This is a genomic window from Paracnuella aquatica (genome assembly GCF_003332885.2).
GTDB classification, from domain to species: Bacteria; Bacteroidota; Bacteroidia; order Chitinophagales; family Chitinophagaceae; genus Flavisolibacter; species Flavisolibacter aquaticus.
The window spans coordinates 196591-214414 of the sequence record NZ_QOWJ01000008.1 but is presented as its reverse complement, the minus strand read 5'-3'; the positions used below and the strand labels follow the sequence as shown (position 1 = coordinate 214414).

The 17824-nt window shown below is 52.2% G+C and carries 11 protein-coding genes; 4 read left to right on the top strand and 7 right to left on the bottom strand.

The annotated features are described in order from the left end of the window. Positions 1-116: 116 nt before the first annotated feature. The 3 genes from DRJ53_RS13185 to DRJ53_RS13175 all read right to left on the bottom strand — a co-directional run bounded on the left by DRJ53_RS13185 (position 117) and on the right by DRJ53_RS13175 (position 6900). Complete coding sequence (locus DRJ53_RS13185) at positions 117-1532, bottom strand: amidohydrolase family protein (RefSeq protein WP_206609784.1); 1416 nt, start codon at positions 1530-1532, stop codon at positions 117-119. A gap of 71 nt (positions 1533-1603) precedes the next feature. Further along, a complete protein-coding gene (locus DRJ53_RS13180; RefSeq protein ID WP_123893557.1) occupies positions 1604-4057 on the bottom strand; it encodes a DUF5686 and carboxypeptidase regulatory-like domain-containing protein in 2454 nt (817 codons plus the stop codon). 233 nt (positions 4058-4290) lie between these two features. After that, positions 4291-6900, bottom strand: coding sequence for a T9SS type B sorting domain-containing protein (locus DRJ53_RS13175; protein WP_114236103.1), 2610 nt, complete (start codon positions 6898-6900; stop codon positions 4291-4293). Positions 6901-7105: 205 nt separating this feature from the next. Between DRJ53_RS13175 and DRJ53_RS13170 the strand changes: the two genes are divergently transcribed. Continuing rightward, on the top strand, positions 7106-7345 hold the full coding sequence (locus DRJ53_RS13170) for a hypothetical protein (RefSeq protein ID WP_114236102.1): 240 nt from the start codon (positions 7106-7108) through the stop codon (positions 7343-7345). 232 nt (positions 7346-7577) lie between these two features. Next, the gene (locus DRJ53_RS13165) at positions 7578-8543 is read left to right on the top strand and encodes an alpha/beta hydrolase (protein WP_162303870.1); all 966 of its coding nucleotides are present in this window, start codon (positions 7578-7580) and stop codon (positions 8541-8543) included. A gap of 60 nt (positions 8544-8603) precedes the next feature. Here DRJ53_RS13165 and DRJ53_RS13160 read toward each other — a convergent pair whose 3' ends face one another. The 4 genes from DRJ53_RS13160 to DRJ53_RS13145 all read right to left on the bottom strand — a co-directional run bounded on the left by DRJ53_RS13160 (position 8604) and on the right by DRJ53_RS13145 (position 15179). Continuing rightward, on the bottom strand, positions 8604-12218 hold the full coding sequence (locus DRJ53_RS13160; protein ID WP_114236100.1) for a response regulator: 3615 nt from the start codon (positions 12216-12218) through the stop codon (positions 8604-8606). Then, the gene (locus tag DRJ53_RS13155) at positions 12215-13441 is read right to left on the bottom strand and encodes a hybrid sensor histidine kinase/response regulator (protein ID WP_114236099.1); all 1227 of its coding nucleotides are present in this window, start codon (positions 13439-13441) and stop codon (positions 12215-12217) included. Before DRJ53_RS13155 ends, DRJ53_RS13160 begins: the two co-directional genes overlap by 4 nt. Positions 13442-13571: 130 nt before the next feature. Continuing rightward, positions 13572-14027, bottom strand: coding sequence for a response regulator (locus tag DRJ53_RS13150; protein ID WP_114236098.1), 456 nt, complete (start codon positions 14025-14027; stop codon positions 13572-13574). Between the two features lie 174 nt (positions 14028-14201). Continuing rightward, the gene (locus tag DRJ53_RS13145) at positions 14202-15179 is read right to left on the bottom strand and encodes an ABC transporter ATP-binding protein (RefSeq protein WP_114236097.1); all 978 of its coding nucleotides are present in this window, start codon (positions 15177-15179) and stop codon (positions 14202-14204) included. 239 nt (positions 15180-15418) lie between these two features. On the opposite strand from DRJ53_RS13145, the gene ccoS reads away from it, so the two are divergent. Both ccoS and ccoN read left to right on the top strand, forming a co-directional pair. Beyond that, a complete protein-coding gene (gene ccoS / locus DRJ53_RS13140; RefSeq protein WP_114236096.1) occupies positions 15419-15583 on the top strand; it encodes a cbb3-type cytochrome oxidase assembly protein CcoS in 165 nt (54 codons plus the stop codon). A 26-nt stretch (positions 15584-15609) separates the two neighbouring features. After that, the gene (ccoN, locus tag DRJ53_RS13135; protein WP_114236095.1) at positions 15610-17805 is read left to right on the top strand and encodes a cytochrome-c oxidase, cbb3-type subunit I; all 2196 of its coding nucleotides are present in this window, start codon (positions 15610-15612) and stop codon (positions 17803-17805) included. The last annotated feature ends 19 nt before the right edge of the window (positions 17806-17824 follow it).

Below are 17824 nucleotides of genomic sequence, written 5' to 3'. Positions count from 1 at the left end.
AATGGTACTGGAGTAGCAATGCTCCGGGAGAGTAGGTAACCGCCAATCTTATTACTTATATTAAAACAGCCTTACACAAAAGTGTCAGGCTGTTTTGCGTTAGGGGAGGGTAGAGATTATGGCAATGACTCCTCCTTCCGTTTCTTATCTGCAATTGCTTTCAACACCGCTTCCCGCCAACTGTTATCGAGCCATTTGCCTTTCAACACAACGCCATCTATATTTTTGATGTGCTCAATGTTTTGCAATGGGTTGCCCTCAAGTAAAATCAAGTCAGCCGGCGCACCTCTTTGGATAGTTCCCCATTCCCTTTTGCCATAAAATTTTCCAACTGCAACCGTTCCACTATATAATGCCTGGTAACGGGTAAGTCCTGCATCCACTAGGTACCGCAGTTCGTGGTGCGTGGAAAAACCCGGCACATTAAACACCTGCGGCGCATCAGATCCCAGGAGAAGCGGCACCCCAGCATCCTGGCAGGCTTTAATCAGTTCGTTGCGCAAAGCAATGTATTGCGGCATGGCTTCCCTGTTATAACCTGCGCCTTCTTCCATGCTTTGCTTGGTACGCACCCAATTAGCTACCGTTTTTGGCGACATATATTTCATTTCCGGTTCGGCTGCCCGCTGGGCGGCATTTTGCTGCGGCGAAAGCCAACGCACCGCTAATGCTTGGGTGGGCACTACCCATGTACCTTTCTTCTTGAGCGCATCCATCAGTTTTTGGATGTGCGTCTTATTCGCTTCTTCAAAAATGTTGGTGGCAAACAGGCCATGGCTTCCTTCCGCAAATTGCTCCTTCCCCGGGATGAGGGCTTCCACAAAACCATCCAAGTGATCAATGGTAAGGATGCCCATTTCAATTGCATTCCAAATGCCCACGTCCGAAGGTACGTGTCCCGCGAAGGGAATGTTTAATTCTTTAGCCGTTGCAGCCATTGCCTTAAATGCATCGAGTTTGATACCGGGATGTATCTTCAAAAAGTCATAACCCGCCGCCTTTTGATCCCGAACCAGCTGCGCGGCTGCTTGGGGCGTGGGTGCACTGTTTCCATTGAACGAAGGACCGGATGTGAAAAAGGTGGGGCCAATGACGGAACCGTTCTGAATGCTTGCACGCAGCTCCAAATGGCGTGGATGCCCCAGCATACCACGGATTGTGGTGATGCCATTTACCGCAAACAAGAGCAACACTTCTTTCATCGCCTCCACATCATCGGACGGCGGCACATGTGCATGCATTTCTGCTAAGCCGGGCATCAGATATTTGCCCTTTCCATCAATTACCTTAGCGTCCTTGCCCCACTGCACTTTTCCTTCATCGCCCATCGCATGAATCACACCATTTCGCACCACCACCGTCTGGTTGGGCAGCACAATTTCGCCGTCCATGGGTATCACATTTACCGACCGGAAAACCAGCTCCTGAACCGGCGGCACCGGTGGGATTTGCGCAAATAATTTTGAATGGAAAAACGAAGCAAAGATCAACAGGTAAAGGGCTGCCGGCATCAGGCACAATCGAGGTTTCATATTTTTGGCTTTGGGTTACCAAAAGTTACGCAAACTCTGGAAACCAAAGAACTGAATGCAGCGAACAAGAATCAGAACCAGCGGTTGCGCCGTTTATCCCATGTAGTGAAACCCACTTTTAATTGCACCGGGTTGTGAAACTGGTTGGCCATAGAGCCCACCACGTAGATGCCAACTTTAAACTTGTCGAGCGGATTGAACGGCGACTGGAATGCCCGCTCAACACCGGCAAAAAGTTCGGCGTAGCGCAGGTTGCGTTCCGGCGCAATCAAAAAACCGGCGCCACCCATTTCGCGGAGCTGCAGTCTTTTCAGGAGCGGTATTTTATTTAAAAATAAGCCGTTGAATTCGTGCACATAATGGCCTTCCACATAACGGCTAAACAGGGCAAAAGTGGAGTCCAATGCCTGGAAGGATTTGTGCGGGTTGAGGAATAGGAACGGGTCGCCGCGGCGCTGGAACTGGTAATCAATCAGACGCAACTCAGGCCGGCGTACAAACGAACCGGATTTTACCGTGTATTTTCCCAACCCCATCAAACCCAGGTTGAGGTGCTGTTCCGCGCCGTATTCTATAAAGTCAAAAGATACTTTGCTGTTCAGCGTACCCGGAATGCCTTTGCGCCACAACGCATAAAAGGTGGGCCATTTTGAACCAAGAATTACCTTCTCCCTCGGCTCGCGGCGAAAACGTTGGAACGGGGTGTATTGCAATTTCACTTGCCCGTATAATGCATTGTATGGTGCAAATGCCACGGCAAAATTGTTGTCGAGCACATTGCCAAAAACGCTGTCCACCAAATGGCCCGTGCGGTAACCGGCCACTGATCTGCGAAATGCGGTCTCCAACTCGGTGTGCAACATGAGGCCATTTACCAGTTCCAACCCATGCGCTACCTGCAGGTAGTTATTCAGGTAAATGTTGTTGCGCTTGATCATATTGATCCAGGCGTCGCCTTCGGTAATGGCCTGGAAAGCCCGCCCACCGCTGATTTCATAATAACCGCGGTTAAACGGATTGTAAGTGCGGCGCAATTTTATAAAACCATTAATATCGTTGTTGCGGATGCCGTAACTGATATTGTTGTCGAGGAAAATATCTTTCCGCGACTTGGCCGTTTTTTTAAAAGCAAACGCAACGTTGATGCGGCTGCCGCCAAACGCCACGGGCTGGTACAAGGAAACCAGCGAAGGCAGGTGCCAGTAGCGTTCCTTTTTCCGGGCCCAAAACGACTGGCCAAACAGCCCCAGTTTTTGCCAGGTAATGCGGTTGATCTGGCGCTCCAGCGAATCGAGGTATTGGTCCGATTGCATGAAAGTATTCAGGCTATCGGTGTGGCGCACCAGGCGGGCCTCGCGGTTATTGAGCGGCGCCAGCCGGGCGGTGGTCCAAAACGAAGTGTCCTGCTCATATGCGGTTGCCGCCGTGCTGCTCACTTCCTGGCCAAAATAACGGTCGGGAAATTTGCGGTTGAGCTGGTAGCCGGAATAATGAATTTCTGTGTGGCCGGAAATGGTATTGCGGGCACCCTTTACACTGTAGCGAAATGTCTGTTTCTGGAGCATCCACGCCGTTTCATTTACAAAGCGGTAGTCCTGCTCCACTTCAAAAAAGTTGTACTCCTGCAAGTGGTATTCTGGAAAACGAAAACGGGTGTGCAAAATAGCCCAGGCACTGTCCGAAACTGTTATTTCACCTTCCACCGTGGCATTGGTTAGCTGGCGGGGTTCAACTTTAATGGTGTAAATGCGGTGTTTGCCGCGGCGCACCGTTTTGATCGTTTTAAACTTATAAGCCACCAGCCCGGCACTGCTCACCGGCGAAACAAATGGGGTGGGCGCCAGCCCCGGAACTTTGATCTGGTTCTTATAAAAATCAAAATTGCCCTCCGTAGCCGATAGGTAAAACAAGTTTTTGGCATTGCCGGTGCTTTTTACGCCCAGCCGCTGCTCTTTTAATTTCGAACCCTGCACATCCAGCTGCAACAACACTTCCGTCAGCTGCATGCCCTTCAGGTCGTCGGGCAGCGGCGCATTACGGCTTTGCTGGCGGCGGAGTCTGCGGGCGGCCGCCTGTGCCGAATCCTGCCGCGTTGCTTTTACATACAACTGCACCGAATGTGGGCCGGCTGCTGCGGTAATGGAGTCTTTTTTCGCTACCAGCGTTCGCATCACCTCTTCGGCCCGGTCCTTTATTTTGGCTTGCACCACCACGCCGGACAACTGCTGCGAGTGGTCGTCTTCCATGATGATCTGGATGGTGGTGTCGTTGTAAATCGTAATTGGAATGAGCGGGCTGCGGTGGTTTACGCTGCTGGTTCGCAAGGTGTACCGGCCGGCTTCCAGCAGCAGTTCAAAGCTGCCGTTTTCTTTGCTCACAATACCGCGGCTCAATTCGGTTACCACGATGCTCACCGACGACAGCGGCGAACCTTTGCTGTCGGTAACAGTGCCGCTCAGCCGAACCTGTTGTGCGCCGGCCGCGCAAAAAAGCAAAGCGAATATGGTGGTAAAAAAAAGCCGCATGGTAGCCTGTAGTTGCGGCACAGCACATCAACTGCTCTTTTATCTTTAAAAGCGGAAAACGACTGTTTTACTGCGCCGAACTGGTATTGAGGTTCGTTTAAAATGGCATCGGTTTACTCCATGCCAAAGCGGCCCGCAAGGTACGGTCTTTTAAAACCCGTCGGTTTCAATTTCGATGAATTAGAAAACCCTTTTGTTAAAGGGCATAAAAAGGGGATGAATGCGGAATGGCGCTAACGCAGCAGGGTAACGGTGCCTTTTTGTACATGGGGCTTTCCATTAAAATCAACAGCCTTTACCAGCCACACATATACGCCGGGGCCCTGCGCCTGTCCACCAATGGTGCCGTCCCAACCACGGCCGTCGCGGCTGCTGAACACCAGCTGCCCCCAGCGGTTGTACACCGAAAACAGCTCCAGCTGGCGCATGCCTGCCGCCAATGGCCGCAGCAGGTCGTTGAGGCCGTCATTGTTTGGCGTAAAAGCAGAAGGCACAAAAACCGTGGCGCCTGTTTCAAAAATGCGCACCTCCAGCGAAGCTGTATCGCTGCAGCCTTCCGGCGTTTGCACTTTTACGGTGTACCGGACGCGGCCACCCATGCTTTCGGTGTATTGTGCAATGGGGTTGGCAATTTGCCCATCATTCAGGCCAGTGGCGGGTGTCCATTGGTACAAGTCGCCACCCGATGCCTGCAACTGCAGTGGCTGGCCCACAATCACTGTGGTGTCGCGGCCAGCAAAAGCCTGCACCGGTGCCTGCACCCGCACCATTACCGTATCGTAAGCAGGTTTGGGGCAACCTTTATTTCCAATGGCAGTGAGCACATAAGCAGTTGTGGCCGTGGGCCGGGCGCCGGTAGACAAATTGGTTGGGTTGGAAAGCGTGGTGCCTGCTGACCACGCAAACCGGTTGCCATCGCTGCTTCCCTGAAGCAATGCCGCGGTATTGAAACAAATGACGGTATCCTCGCCGGCGTTTACCATCGGGTAAGGAACTGTGTACACATTAACCGATGCCGTTTCCGTACAGCCACCAATCTGGCCCGTGACTGTATATTTTGTAACTGGATCAGTTGGTGTAATAAAAGGGTTCGCAACATCGCTTTCCAGCAAAGTAGTTGTGGGTTGCCATGCATACCGCAATGCATTGGAAATGGTTCGCAATTGCACCGTATCGCCCAAACAAATAGTCGTGTCGGCATTAACCTGCAAGCGAACACCAGCCTCCACCCGCACCAAAACAGAATCCTGGTTGATGCAGCCGTCCTGGTTTATTTGTGCCACAAAAAGGGTAGTGGATCGTGGCGCTGCTACCGGGTTGCCGGTGGTGCCACCGCTCCTGATGCTCGTTTGCGGCGTCCATTGGTAGTTGCCGCTGCTGCGGGCCTGTAGCTGCACTTCGTCGCCAATACAAATGGTTGTGTCCCTAAATGCAAGGTTCAGTGGCGGTTTATCAGTAATGCCAACCGGCTGCAGGGCGCTGGCAGAACAACCTAGACTGGTAGCAACAGTCAGCCGCACCTGCCGGGTGCCGCTGCCGCGAAAAACAAAACTGGGCGACGGGGTAGACAACATGGCTTCACCTTCCGTGTTGCTGCCAAAATCCCAACTCCACGAATCGATCCGGCCATACACCGTGGTGCTTTGGTCAGAAAACTGGGTGGGCCGGCCGGCACAAACACCTTCGGTGGCAAATTTGGGCTGTAGGCCAGGATACACCCGCACCGGCGCCGTGTTGGAATCCGAACATTCGCCGCCGCGGTTCACCACCAGTTTTAACTGGTATAAACCGGTATCGGCAAATTCATGGTTAAATGCCTGCGTTGTGGAAGCCGTCACCGTTCTGCCCGACCGGTCGAGCAATTCCCAGTTGTAAGTACGGATCAGAGGGCTTACGCTATTGTTGGTAGCGTTCAATGTTTTAGATGCTTCGCAAAGCTGGTAGCTTGCCTCCAGCGATGCCGATGCAATGGTGCAGGATGCAATAAAGATTTGTAGGTCTTTGCGTTGCACGGCAATGACCCGTCCGTTGCGAATTTCCTCCACGCATACTGTTACTACGTATACGCCTTCGTCAGGCGCTGTACCCGTAATAAGGCCAGTACTCGTATTGATTTTTACATTAGGTCCCAGCGGCGAGCCGCCCGAAAACTCGCTGTTGTACGGCACAGAATTATACGGCGGCGCATCTGGCGGCACCGACATGCCGTTGCGGAAATTACCGCCCTGGAAGGCATCGCAAAAAGAATAACGCAGTTCGTCGCCATCCGAATCGGTGGCTGCAAACGAGTAAGAAAAATTGTTGTTGGCACAAATGGCCACAAGGTCGGAGCCCACAAAACGGGCACTGCTGTTGATCCATGCATTGCCGGTATTGGCGGGAATTTCAGCAGTATAGGTAGCACCAATATTATTGTAAAAAGAAACCAGGTTGCGGATGCCGGCGATGCGGTATACAAACTGCGCAGCAATTTGGTAGCCGGTAGCCGATGGCGGCAAGGTTGCTACAAACTCGTAATAGCCAACATTATAGCAAACCAGCGGCGGATCGGTAATGCATTTGTTCGGGTCCGTTAACTGGATGGTTTCGGTGCGGGCCAGGTACACGCTGTGGTCCGAAACACGGGCACCGGTGCCTTTCGTAAAAATAGAAATAGTGGTGGGATCATTGAAAGTGCGGCCGCTGTTGCAGCGCATAAACACCTTCACCGTAATGCGGTATTCGTAATTGCCATTGTTGTTGCCCAACAGGGTATAGTAAATTTCGCCACCGGTAATGTGGTCGGCCCGTGCCGCAAACGGCAACAGCAACAGCCCGCAAAAAGTTAGCAACAGCCGGTTCATGTGGTTAGGTATGGCAAGCGAAAAGTGTAGTTGGGCGCCTGCTAGGCCCCCCCCTTTTAATGTACGCCTAATTGTGGAAAATGGATCAGTGATGGATACATATTTATTTCCATACCACTGCCCATGCAGCCCCAATCTTACTTGGCAAGGAAGTTGAATAAGGAGAAAACATATTCATCAACTCTTAAAAAGGGAGGATTATTTTATGCCTACAAATCTTAACCCCGAGCACAAGGAAGGAAAAGTAGCAACTGCTATCGAGGAGCAAACCGCAAAGCTCCCATCCGATCTGTTTTTATGGGCAGCCCTGGGCTCCATGGCTGTATCGCTGACCCTGCAAATCATGGGCAGGAAAAAAGAAAGCTTGTTTGTTGGACAGTGGCCTGCACCGTTTCTGCTGTTAGGCTTGTACAACAAAATTGTAAAGCTGGAAGGTCACGATTAATTGGACCGATGTTACAACTGGTGCCCCGCACCATTCAAAGTAAATGCACGGTTAACCTTGAGGGTTAGCCGTGTTTTTTTTGCGTAAAAAAATAAGTTTTCTGCGATACAGTAAAACCAGCCTTCCGCTATTCAAAACCAGTGGTGGCGCAGAACCTATTCCGTCCTATCTTGTATTTCCCTGTATGATGCTGTTGCATCTTTTGCTCATTGGGGAAAAAGCCACGCTGTTTATGAAATACCTGTTTGCTTGTAGTTTGATGTTGCTCGTTTTGATTGCCGGTTGTAAAAAAGAAAAAGATGCGGCATCCACCCGCACCACGTTTGCAGTGGAAAAAGCCGTGCAATACGGCGCCGCCGGCAACTGGCTGGGGCAGCAGCAGGCTTTGGAAATGGATGTGTACCTGCCGCAAAACAACCGGCATGCGAACCCATTGCTGGTGGTGCTGCACAGCGGCGCTTTTTACACCGGCACCCGCGACGAGTTAAATACCTTTTGCGAATATTTTGCCCAGCGGCATTTTACCACGGTAACCATTTCATACCGGTTGGGCTGGAACCTGGGCAGCGGTACCAATCTTTGTGGCGGCAATCCATATTCGGTTATACAGGCGGGTTACCGCGCCACGCAGGACCTCAATGCAGCGCTGCGTTTTTTAGTGGCCAATGCTGGTCAATACCGCATCGATACTTCCAAAATTTTTATAGGTGGTACCAGTGCCGGGGCTATTGCCGCACTTTCTGCCGCATTTGTTACACAGGCCGAGTTTCGCTCATTTTACCCAAATATTGAAAATGAGCTGGGCGGGCTGCAGGCTTCGGGCAATAATTTGCCGGCCGATTACCGCATTAAAGGCGTGCTCAATATGTGGGGCGGATTGATGAACCCTTCGGTAATTGAAGCCCGTGATGCCATCCCGGTAATCGGGTTTCATGGCTCTGGTGATGCGGTAGTGCCTTATGCGCAGGGCCCGTTTGTGGGCTGCACCAATTATCCGGAATTTTTCGGATCAAAATCGGTGTACGATGCATTGCAGGCAAGGGGAGTAGCATCGGTGCTGCACACCGAGAACAGCTCCAACCACGGCGTGTACAATATGGAATACCTGGCCAGCAACAGCTATTGTTTTTTGCAGGCGCTGCTCGCCGGCCAAAAGCCCTCCGGCTCCTTCACCAACCAACCCGCCACCTGCGACTAAAAAACTGCTACTTATCTACAATATCCCTTCTTCCGACTGCTGACCTCCGACTTCCGACTCTTACTGGTACAACCACACCCGCAGCAGCGAAAGCAATTGGTCGATATCAACTGGTTTGGTAATGTAATCCGATGCGCCGGCTTCAATACATTTTTCGCGGTCGCCGGTCATGGCTTTTGCGGTAACGGCAATGATGGGCAGGTTGCGGTAGCGGCCCTGTTTCCTGATTTCGCGGATCGCCTCGTAACCGTCCATTTCAGGCATCATCATATCCATTAGCACCAGGTCAATTTTGCCCGTGGTTTCCAACTGCTTCAGCGCATCACGGCCATCAATAGCCGAAACTACCTGCACGCCTTGCTGTTCTAATGCCTTGGTCAGCGAAAAAATATTCCGCACATCGTCATCGGCAATCAGCACGGTTTTGCCGCGCAGCACCTCGCCAAAAATGCTCATTCGGTTGTTGCGCCCCGATGTGCCGTCTTTTTTATTTTCTTCCACCAGGTGCAGAAACAGCGACACCTCGTCGAGGATTCGTTTATACGAGTGGGCGGTTTTTACCACGATCGAATCGGCAAATTGCTTGATGCGCACCTCTTCGTTGTACGAAAGGCTTTTACCCGTGAAAATGATGATGGGCAGGTTTTCCAATCCCGGTGTTTTTTTCACCTGCTCCAAAATTTCGTAGGAACGGTTTTCGGGTACACCCATGTCCAGGATCACGCAATCCACTTCTTCGCGGTTGAGCGCCGAAATGCCTTCTGAAACCGAATTGCGGATCTCTGTGTGTACTTCAAAGTTTTTCAGGAAAAACGAAAGTGCCTCCGCATGCTTTTGGTTTTCCTCTACAATCAACACCTTTTTGGGGTTGCGGCTGAGGGCTTCTTCAATTTTGCGAAATACGCCGCTCAGTTTTTCAAAGGCAACCGGTTTGTTGATAAAATCGACGGCGCCCTGCGCAATGCTTTTGGTGCGGGCTTCCTGGCTCGACATGATGTGCACCGGGATGGCCCTTGTTGCGGGGTTGTTCTTCAGCGCATCCATTACCTCCCAACCGCTTTTTACCGGCAGTTGCAGGTCGAGCAAAATACCCAGCGGGTGGTAGCGCTCCGCCAGTTCAATGCCCTCATCACCACGAACGGAAACAATTCCTTTATAACCATTTTTCCGGCTGTAATCGAGCAGGGCTTGGGCAAAATGCGTATCGTCTTCAACAATCAGGAGCACTTTGTCGCCGGCTTCAATTTTAGCGCGGTCGTCGGGGATGGGCGCAGGAATGGTGCCGGTAAAACGGGCAGTGATGGCAGGCTGCGGTTCCGGTGCTTTTGGTGCAGACTCGGCCGGCTGCTGGTCTGCTTCTGGGTCGGCTTCCAGGGCCACAACCGATGGTTGGGCGGGCTGTGCTTCCGCATCGGCTTTTGAAAGCGGCAGCAGGAGCGAGAAAGTGCTGCCTTTTCCTTCCACGCTTTCCAAAGTAATTTCTCCGCCCAGCAAACGGGCCAGTTCGCGGCTGATGGAAAGACCCAAGCCGGTGCCGCCGTATTTGCGCCGTGTGGAACCGTCGGCTTGTTGGAAGGCTTCAAAAATGGTTTGCTGCTTTTGCGCAGCAATGCCAATACCTGTGTCTTTTACCGCAAAGGAAACGTGCTTGTCATCGGGCTGCGATACCTGTACCTGCACCGAACCTTTAGCGGTAAATTTCAATGCATTGCCAATCAGGTTGCGCAGGATCTGTTCCACCCTTAGCCTGTCGGTTTCAATAATATGGTGCATGCCCTCGGCCACATGCACGCTGAACTCCAACCCCTTTTCAGCGGCCATGGGTTTGAACATGCGCTGGAGGTCGTCGACAATTTCCGGAAGGGGCACCATCTGGTATTCCAGTTCCATTTTGCCCGCCTCGATTTTCGACAGGTCCAAAATTTCATCAATCAGCGTCAGCAAACCGTTTCCGGAGCTTTGGATCACCCGTGCATATTCCACCTGGTCGTTGCTCAGGTTTTGTTCGTTGTTTTCGGAAAGCAGCCGCGACAGGAGCAAAATGGAGTTGAGCGGCGTACGCAGTTCGTGGCTCATGTTGGCCAAAAACTCCGATTTGTACCGGGTGCTTTGTTCCAGTTGCTCGGCGCTGGCTTTTATTTCCAGGTTGCGTTCCAGGATCAGCTGGTTGCGTTCTTCCAGCAGGCGGCTGCGCTCTTCCAGTTCCTGGTTGGCTTGTTGCAATTCTTCCTGCTGCACTTTCAGCTCTTCTTCTGATGCCTGCAGTTTTTCGGCTTGTGCTTCCAGTTCGGTGTTGATGTTTTCGAGCTCACTGTGCTGCGCCTGCAATTCTTCCGACTGGGCTTGTGTTTCCTGCAACAACTCCTGCACCCGCAAACGGCTGTAGGCAGTGTTCAGCGCAATGCCAATGTTGTGCGCTGCCGATTTCAGGAACACGCGGTCTTCGGCGGTGAACGGCTCCAACGAAGCCAGCTCAATCACGCCTAGAACTTTTTTCTCAAAGAAAATAGGCAGCGCCAGCACATGGGCCGGGGTAATGGCGCCGGAGGCAAACGACACCGTGTAACGCTCAGGAGCTACGCCTTCCAGTTCCATAATTTTACCCGACGCTGCGCTTTGGCCGGCGAGGCCCTCGCCCAGTTGGAGCAGGTGGTTTCTATGGTTCACTGCCAGCGCAAAGGCACTGCTGATGCGGAGTTTGCCGTTTTCCAGTAAATAAAATGCGCCGGATTGGCTTTGCGTATAACGGGCCAGGTAGCCAATAATGTGTTCGGTTAGCACCGGTAGATCTTTCTCGCCAACAACTTCGTCGTTCAGGCCGGCCATGCCGGTTTGCTGCCATTCTTTCTGGGCCAGTTGGTTAAACGATTCGTCGAGGGAACCCGCCATTTTATTGAGCGATCCGGCAAGCGAGCCCAGCAGGTCGCTGTTTTCGTCGGTAACGCGGATGGTATAATTGCCAGCGGCCACTTTTTCGGCCACATCCTGTATAATGTTGAGGCGCTGTGTGATTTCAATGTCTTTTTGCTGCAACTCCTGTTGCATCGCCAGCCGCCTGTTGAAATCGGACAGGACGCGGAAAAAGGAAACGATGGTGACGCCGATGGCCAAGAGCGATGCGATGACGATGAGCAAGGGCGTGCTGGCTGCAAATTGCCGTTGGGTTGCGGTGCGCAGTTCCAGTTGGGCCTGTTCGCGCTGCGTCATGCGTTCCACAATCATGCGGGCTTTTTGCATGGTTTCCCGGCCAATCATAAAGCCATCGAGGTACAGCGGTTCGTTGCGGTATTTTTCCTCCAGCCGGGCCTGCAGCGAATCCAGCCGTTGCCGCACAACCATCGTAAGCTGGCTCACGTCCTGTTGTTGCGCTTCGCTATCGCGGGTCAGCTCCCGCAGTTCCCGGATGCTGGGGTCCAGCTTTCCAATAGCGTCGTCGTACGGTTGTAAAAAAGCATCATTGCCCGTTATGAGAAAACCACGCTGGCCGGTCTCTGCATCTTTCAACAGGGAAATGACGCCTTCCAGTTTGATGATGACCTGATTGGTATGGCTTACTTCCTCGGCGCTGCGCAGCAGGCCCCGGATGGAAATATAGGAGGCAATTGCGCTCAGCAGTAACAGGAACAGGGAAAGGGAGTAACCGGTGAGCAGGTTGCGTTTAAACGTAGCGCTCATAGCGATGTATAATCTTTTTTATGGGTCGTTGGGTTTGGCAGCGGCGAAATGTTGGATTGAAACAAGGGCAGGAAAATGACAAATGTGGCCCCTACGCCTTCGCTGCTGTGTGCAGAAATATAACCGTGGTGCTGGTCGATGATCTTTTTTACAATAGCCAGCCCGATACCGGTTCCTTCAAACTCCTCGCGGCCGTTGAGCCGCTGGAACATGCCGAATATTTTTTGCACATACATTTCATCGAAGCCGATGCCATTGTCCGATACCGAAATGCGGCACCAGTTGCCGTCTTTATCGGGTGGCGCATCTTCGCTGGGCGTTCGCACTTTTTCGCCCCTGATCTCAATGATTGGCGGCTCGTCTTTTTTGGAAAACTTAAGCGCATTGCTCAGCAGGTTTTGAAACACCTGGCGAATTTGTCCCGGCGCCACTTCGGCGGTGCACAGCGGCGAAACCGACACCTGTGCGCCTTTTTCCCGAACGGCCAGCTCCAGGTCGGAGAGCACATCCTGCACCAGTTGCTCCAAGTCGGTGGGGATAAAATCAACCGATTGGGCCACCCGTGAGTATTGCAGCAGGTCGTTGATGAGGGTGCGCATCCGTTCAGATGAGGCAATGACCCGGTTCATCAGCCGCATGGCATCGTCGTTTTCCTGCAGAAATTTTTCCGAAATCATGTGGCTAAAAGTTAGGATTTTGCGCAGCGGCTCCTGCAGGTCGTGGCTGGCCAGGTAGGCATATTGCTGCAACTCGGTATTGCTGGCTTCCAGTTCTTTATTAGCCTGCAGCAGTTCCTTGGTGCGTTCGGCCACTTTTTGCTCCAGCGTGGCGTGGGCCTCGTTCAGCGCTTTGTTTTGCAGGTACAGCTTTTGGAAGGTTTTTACTTTCAGCAGCAGCAGGTCGGGGTCAAATGGCTTGGTGATATAATCAACGCCTCCCGATGCATACCCCTGCGTAATGAACCGCTTGTCGATATTGACCGCCGAAAGAAAAAGAATGGGTATGTCTTTGGTTTTGCTGTAGCCGGTAATGGTTTCCGCCACTTCGTAGCCGTCCATGCCCGGCATCTGCACATCCAGTATGATCAGGGAATACTCCTGCCGTAAAATTTTTTTTAAGGCTTCCTCGCCGGAAGCCGCGGTGTCGACCTCAAACCGGTGCAGCTGCAACAGTGTTTTTAGGGAAAACAGGTTTTCGGAAGTGTCGTCAACAATCAGGATCATGGTAAGTGCATAAAAGGGAATGACCTGTCATCTATTTATATGGCAGCAATTGGCCGGGACTCATTTTTACCCAACCCTACAAAAGCATTTCAGAGGCATTATAACTTGGCCGAAAAATAGGCGGTTCCTGTTAGCAAACAATAAAAGTGTTTTGCGACTGGCTCAGGTGCCGCAGCGTTTTTTCAAGATTGTTGTTGGTATTGTTGGCCAGCGAACTTAAAATGGTGCGCAGCTCGCTGATGTGCGAAGGCTTGGTGATAAAAGAGATCGCCCCATTCTGCATCGTTTCTTCAATGTCCCTTGAATGGGAAGAAGTGGTGTACATGATCACCGGTATATGCTGCAGCCGTTCGTTGCGTTTGATGGCGAGCAGGCATTGCTTGCCGTCCATTTTGGGCATGTTCAGGTCCAGGAAAATAAGCTGCGGCAGCGGATGCGATGGCGCCAGCAGGCTTTCGATGGCCTCCTGCCCGTTTGCTGCGGTGCGCAGGGTTACTTGTGGGGCCACGTCCGATAGCACTTCCCGAAACAGAAAAGTATCGTCGATATCATCGTCTACCAATAAAAAGGTCTGTGATTGGGGCATGGGTTATAGGGTTGTGTGATACCGTGGCTGCCAGCGGCCAGGTGTTTACAAAGCTAAAAAAAACAAACGGACGGCGCTTATGTTTTCGGAAACTGTTAGTATTTGCTCATTTTGTTTGCCAGATAGGTTCCACAAAGCGTTTGCAGCCCTGTTTTCAATTGGTGCGATTTTGCCTTAGATCCAGCATCCATGGCCGTTTTGCAGCGCAACCGATACCGCAGTGCCGGGCTTCAAGGTGCCATCCAAGGTGAGCATATTTACCGAAAAATGGGGGAGGGCCACGCCTATTTCATAATGGCTGCCCATAAAAGCCTGCTCTGTTATCTTCCCCAACAGGCCGCCGTTGCCAGCCGCCTGCACCGTAAAGCTGCCGGGCCGCACCATCAGTTTTTTGCCCGGAGTTTCGGATCTTACCCCAAATAACTGGGCTTGCGCCGGGCTCAGCAGGTTGTAGGCACCAAACAGAGACGCCACGTATTCATTGGCCGGTTGAAAATAAATAGCCTTCGGCGTGCCTTGCTGCACCATCAGGCCTTCCTGCAACACTACCAGTTCATCGGCCCACGACAGCGTATCTACCGGGTCGTGGGAAACCATGATGCAGGTAAGGTCCATCAGGTTGGTCAGGTGGCGGATCATACCTTTCATGGTGGCGCGGTGGCCCGCATCGAGGTTGGAGAAAGGCTCATCGAGCAGCAGCAACTTTGGCCGGGTGGTGAGCACCCGGGCCGTTACAACTCGCTGTTTTTCGCCGCCCGAAACCTCGTTGGTGCCCCGCTCCAACAGGTGGCCAATGTCGCAAATCTTGTAAATGGCATCGGCTTCGGCCTGCGGCAGCCCATTGGCATAATCCAATTCTTCGCCGATTGTGTAGTTATTGCGCAGCTCGAAATGCTGCGACAGGTAGCCAATGGCCGGGTGACCGGGCAGCAGTTTTTCATCGGGGCCCAGTACCCGCTTTCCTTCCAATACCACCTGGCCGCCATCGGGCTGCATCAAACCCGCAATGATCTTGAGCAGCGTGGTTTTACCCGAACCGGTGGCGCCGGCAATGCCCAGCTTTTTTCCCTGCGGCACCGAAAAAGAAACGGGGTGCAGCGTGGGGTTGCCCTGCTGGTGTTTATGAACACCTTGTATTTCTAAAAAAGCCATGAGCAGCGAAGGAACGCATTTCGGTAAAATATGGGCGGCAAAAATTGGGCGACTGGTTGATTAATAGCCCCGGGTGCCTACTCATTTCATGCGCTGTATTTACCCAAAAACCAATACCGCCGCAATGGAACGGTGGCGCGGGCCAATAGGCTTGACCAGCTTCACCCAATTGTCTGATAATTGTCAGGTGCCGCCACCATGGCTAAAAATACTTTTGAACCTGCAATAAAATGTAATACATGAGCGCACTGGTGGTCCTGATTGTGGTAAGCATGCTGGTAGCCGGCGGGTTTTTATGGCTTTTTATTTTTTCGGTAAAAAAAGGCCAGTACGACGATGATTACACCCCATCTGTGCGGATGTTATTCGACGACGGCGTCACCAACGAAACAAAGCAATCCTAGTTCTAAACAATACCGATCACAAAGAAATGGAAACAATTAAGCAAGAAAACCTCGCCTCCGAGGTACTGCACCGGCCTGCCACCGGCGGCAGGAGGGAAACGTTTTTTTACGACAATGCCATTGTCAGCAAGTTTGCCTGGGCCACCATCATCTGGGGCGTAGTAGGCATGTTGGCCGGTTTGTGGGCTGCACTGCAACTGGTGCTCCCCGAATCGTTGAACCTGCAACCTTATTTCAACTTTGGTCGGCTGCGTCCGCTGCACACCAATGCGGTGATTTTTGCATTTGTGGGCAACGGTATTTTCATGGGATATTACTACTCCCTGCAACGCCTGCTGAAAACCCGCATGTACAGCGATAAGCTGAGCAAGATCCACTTCTGGGGCTGGCAGGCCATCATCGTAGCTGCAGCCATCACGCTGCCGCTGGGCCTTACTTCTTCGAAAGAATATGCCGAACTGGAATGGCCCATTGATATTGCCATTACCGTGATCTGGGTTGTATTTGGCTGGAACATGTTTGCCACCATCCTCAAACGCCGCGAACAGCACCTGTATGTGGCCATCTGGTTTTACATTGCCACGTTTGTAACGGTAGCGGTGCTGCACGTTGTCAACTCGCTGGCCATCCCGGTAAGTGCGTTTAAAAGCTACTCTGTTTTTGCCGGTGTGCAGGATGCGCTGGTGCAGTGGTGGTATGGCCACAACGCTGTGGCATTTTTCCTTACCACGCCGTACCTGGGCCTGATGTATTATTTCCTGCCCAAGGCTGCTAACCGCCCGGTTTATTCTTACAAACTTTCCATCATCCATTTCTGGTCGCTCATCTTTATCTATATCTGGGCCGGTCCGCACCACCTGCTGTACACCGCCTTGCCCAACTGGGCACAGTCGCTGGGCATTGTGTTTTCGTTTACCCTCATCTTCCCTTCATGGGGTGGTATGATCAACGGGTTGCTTACCCTGCGTGGCGCCTGGGATAAAGTTCGCGAAGACGTGATTCTGAAGTTTATGGTGGTAGCTGTTACTGCCTACGGTATGGCTACGTTTGAGGGCCCGATGATGTCGCTGAAAAACATCAACGCCATTTCACACTTCACCGATTGGACCATTGCCCACGTACACGTTGGTGGCCTGGGCTGGAACGGCATGCTCACATTCGGTATCCTGTATTGGCTGATGCCGCGCCTGTTCCGCACCGAGCTGTATTCTAAAAAACTGGCCAACGTACACTTTTGGCTGGGTACCCTGGGTATATTGTTTTATGCGGTTCCTATGTACATCGCCGGGTTTATGCAGGCCTCCATGTGGAAGCAGTTTACCCCAAGCGGCCAGCTGAAATACCAGTTCCTGGAAACGGTAACTTTTATGAAGCCGTTTTACGCTACCCGCAGTTTTGGCGGAGCGCTGTTTGTACTGGGTGCTATCATTATGATGTACAACCTGTACAAAACTGCACGCAAGGGTTCGCTGCTGCGCAATGAGCAGGCCGAAGCACCAGCTTTGGAGAAAAATGTAAAACCACACGCAGGCGAACACTGGCACCGCTGGATTGAGCGCAAGCCAACACCATTGCTGGTAGCCACTTTGCTGGTGATCCTGATTGGCGGCGCCGTGGAAATGATCCCCACCTTCCTGATTAAATCAAACGTACCCACCATTGCTTCGGTAAAACCATATACGCCGCTGGAGCTGCAGGGCCGCGACATATACGTTCGTGAAGGTTGCTATACCTGCCACTCGCAGATGATCCGTCCGTTCCGCTCCGAAACAGAACGCTATGGCGAATACAGCAAAGCCGGTGAGTTTGTGTACGACTTCCCATTCCAGTGGGGCTCTAAACGTACCGGTCCGGATTTGGCCCGTGCAGGTGTGGGCAACAACCGCAAGTCGAACACCTGGCACTACAACCACCTCGATGATCCGCAGGCTATTTCTACCGGTTCGGTGATGCCGCCATACTCATTCCTGATCGATCAGAAACTGGATGTGGCCTCAACCCCGGGCAAGATCAAAGCCATGCAAACGCTGGGTGTGCCTTACCCCGAAGGTTACGCCGACAAGGCCAATGATGACCTGCAAAAGCAAGCTGCTGAAATTGCCGCTGACCTGAAAAAGAACAACATCAGTGTACCTGCTGACCGCGAGATACTGGCCGTGATTGCTTACCTGCAACGCCTGGGCACCGATATCAGCAATAATAAAACAGCAGAATTGAAATAAACCGGTGAAGGATTTACGA

Bases quoted from the DNA above. Each gene is read 5' to 3' on its own strand.
- DRJ53_RS13180 (WP_123893557.1), bottom strand. From the start codon at position 4,057: ATGCGGCTTTTTTTTACCACCATATTCGCTTTGCTTTTTTGCGCGGCC.
- DRJ53_RS13160 (WP_114236100.1), bottom strand. From the start codon at position 12,218: ATGAGCGCTACGTTTAAACGCAACCTGCTCACCGGTTACTCCCTTTCC.
- DRJ53_RS13185 (WP_206609784.1), bottom strand. From the start codon at position 1,532: ATGAAACCTCGATTGTGCCTGATGCCGGCAGCCCTTTACCTGTTGATC.
- DRJ53_RS13175 (WP_114236103.1), bottom strand. From the start codon at position 6,900: ATGAACCGGCTGTTGCTAACTTTTTGCGGGCTGTTGCTGTTGCCGTTT.
- ccoS (WP_114236096.1), top strand. From the start codon at position 15,419: ATGAGCGCACTGGTGGTCCTGATTGTGGTAAGCATGCTGGTAGCCGGC.
- DRJ53_RS13155 (WP_114236099.1), bottom strand. From the start codon at position 13,441: ATGATCCTGATTGTTGACGACACTTCCGAAAACCTGTTTTCCCTAAAA.
- DRJ53_RS13170 (WP_114236102.1), top strand. From the start codon at position 7,106: ATGCCTACAAATCTTAACCCCGAGCACAAGGAAGGAAAAGTAGCAACT.
- DRJ53_RS13150 (WP_114236098.1), bottom strand. From the start codon at position 14,027: ATGCCCCAATCACAGACCTTTTTATTGGTAGACGATGATATCGACGAT.
- DRJ53_RS13145 (WP_114236097.1), bottom strand. From the start codon at position 15,179: ATGGCTTTTTTAGAAATACAAGGTGTTCATAAACACCAGCAGGGCAAC.
- ccoN (WP_114236095.1), top strand. From the start codon at position 15,610: ATGGAAACAATTAAGCAAGAAAACCTCGCCTCCGAGGTACTGCACCGG.
- DRJ53_RS13165 (WP_162303870.1), top strand. From the start codon at position 7,578: ATGAAATACCTGTTTGCTTGTAGTTTGATGTTGCTCGTTTTGATTGCC.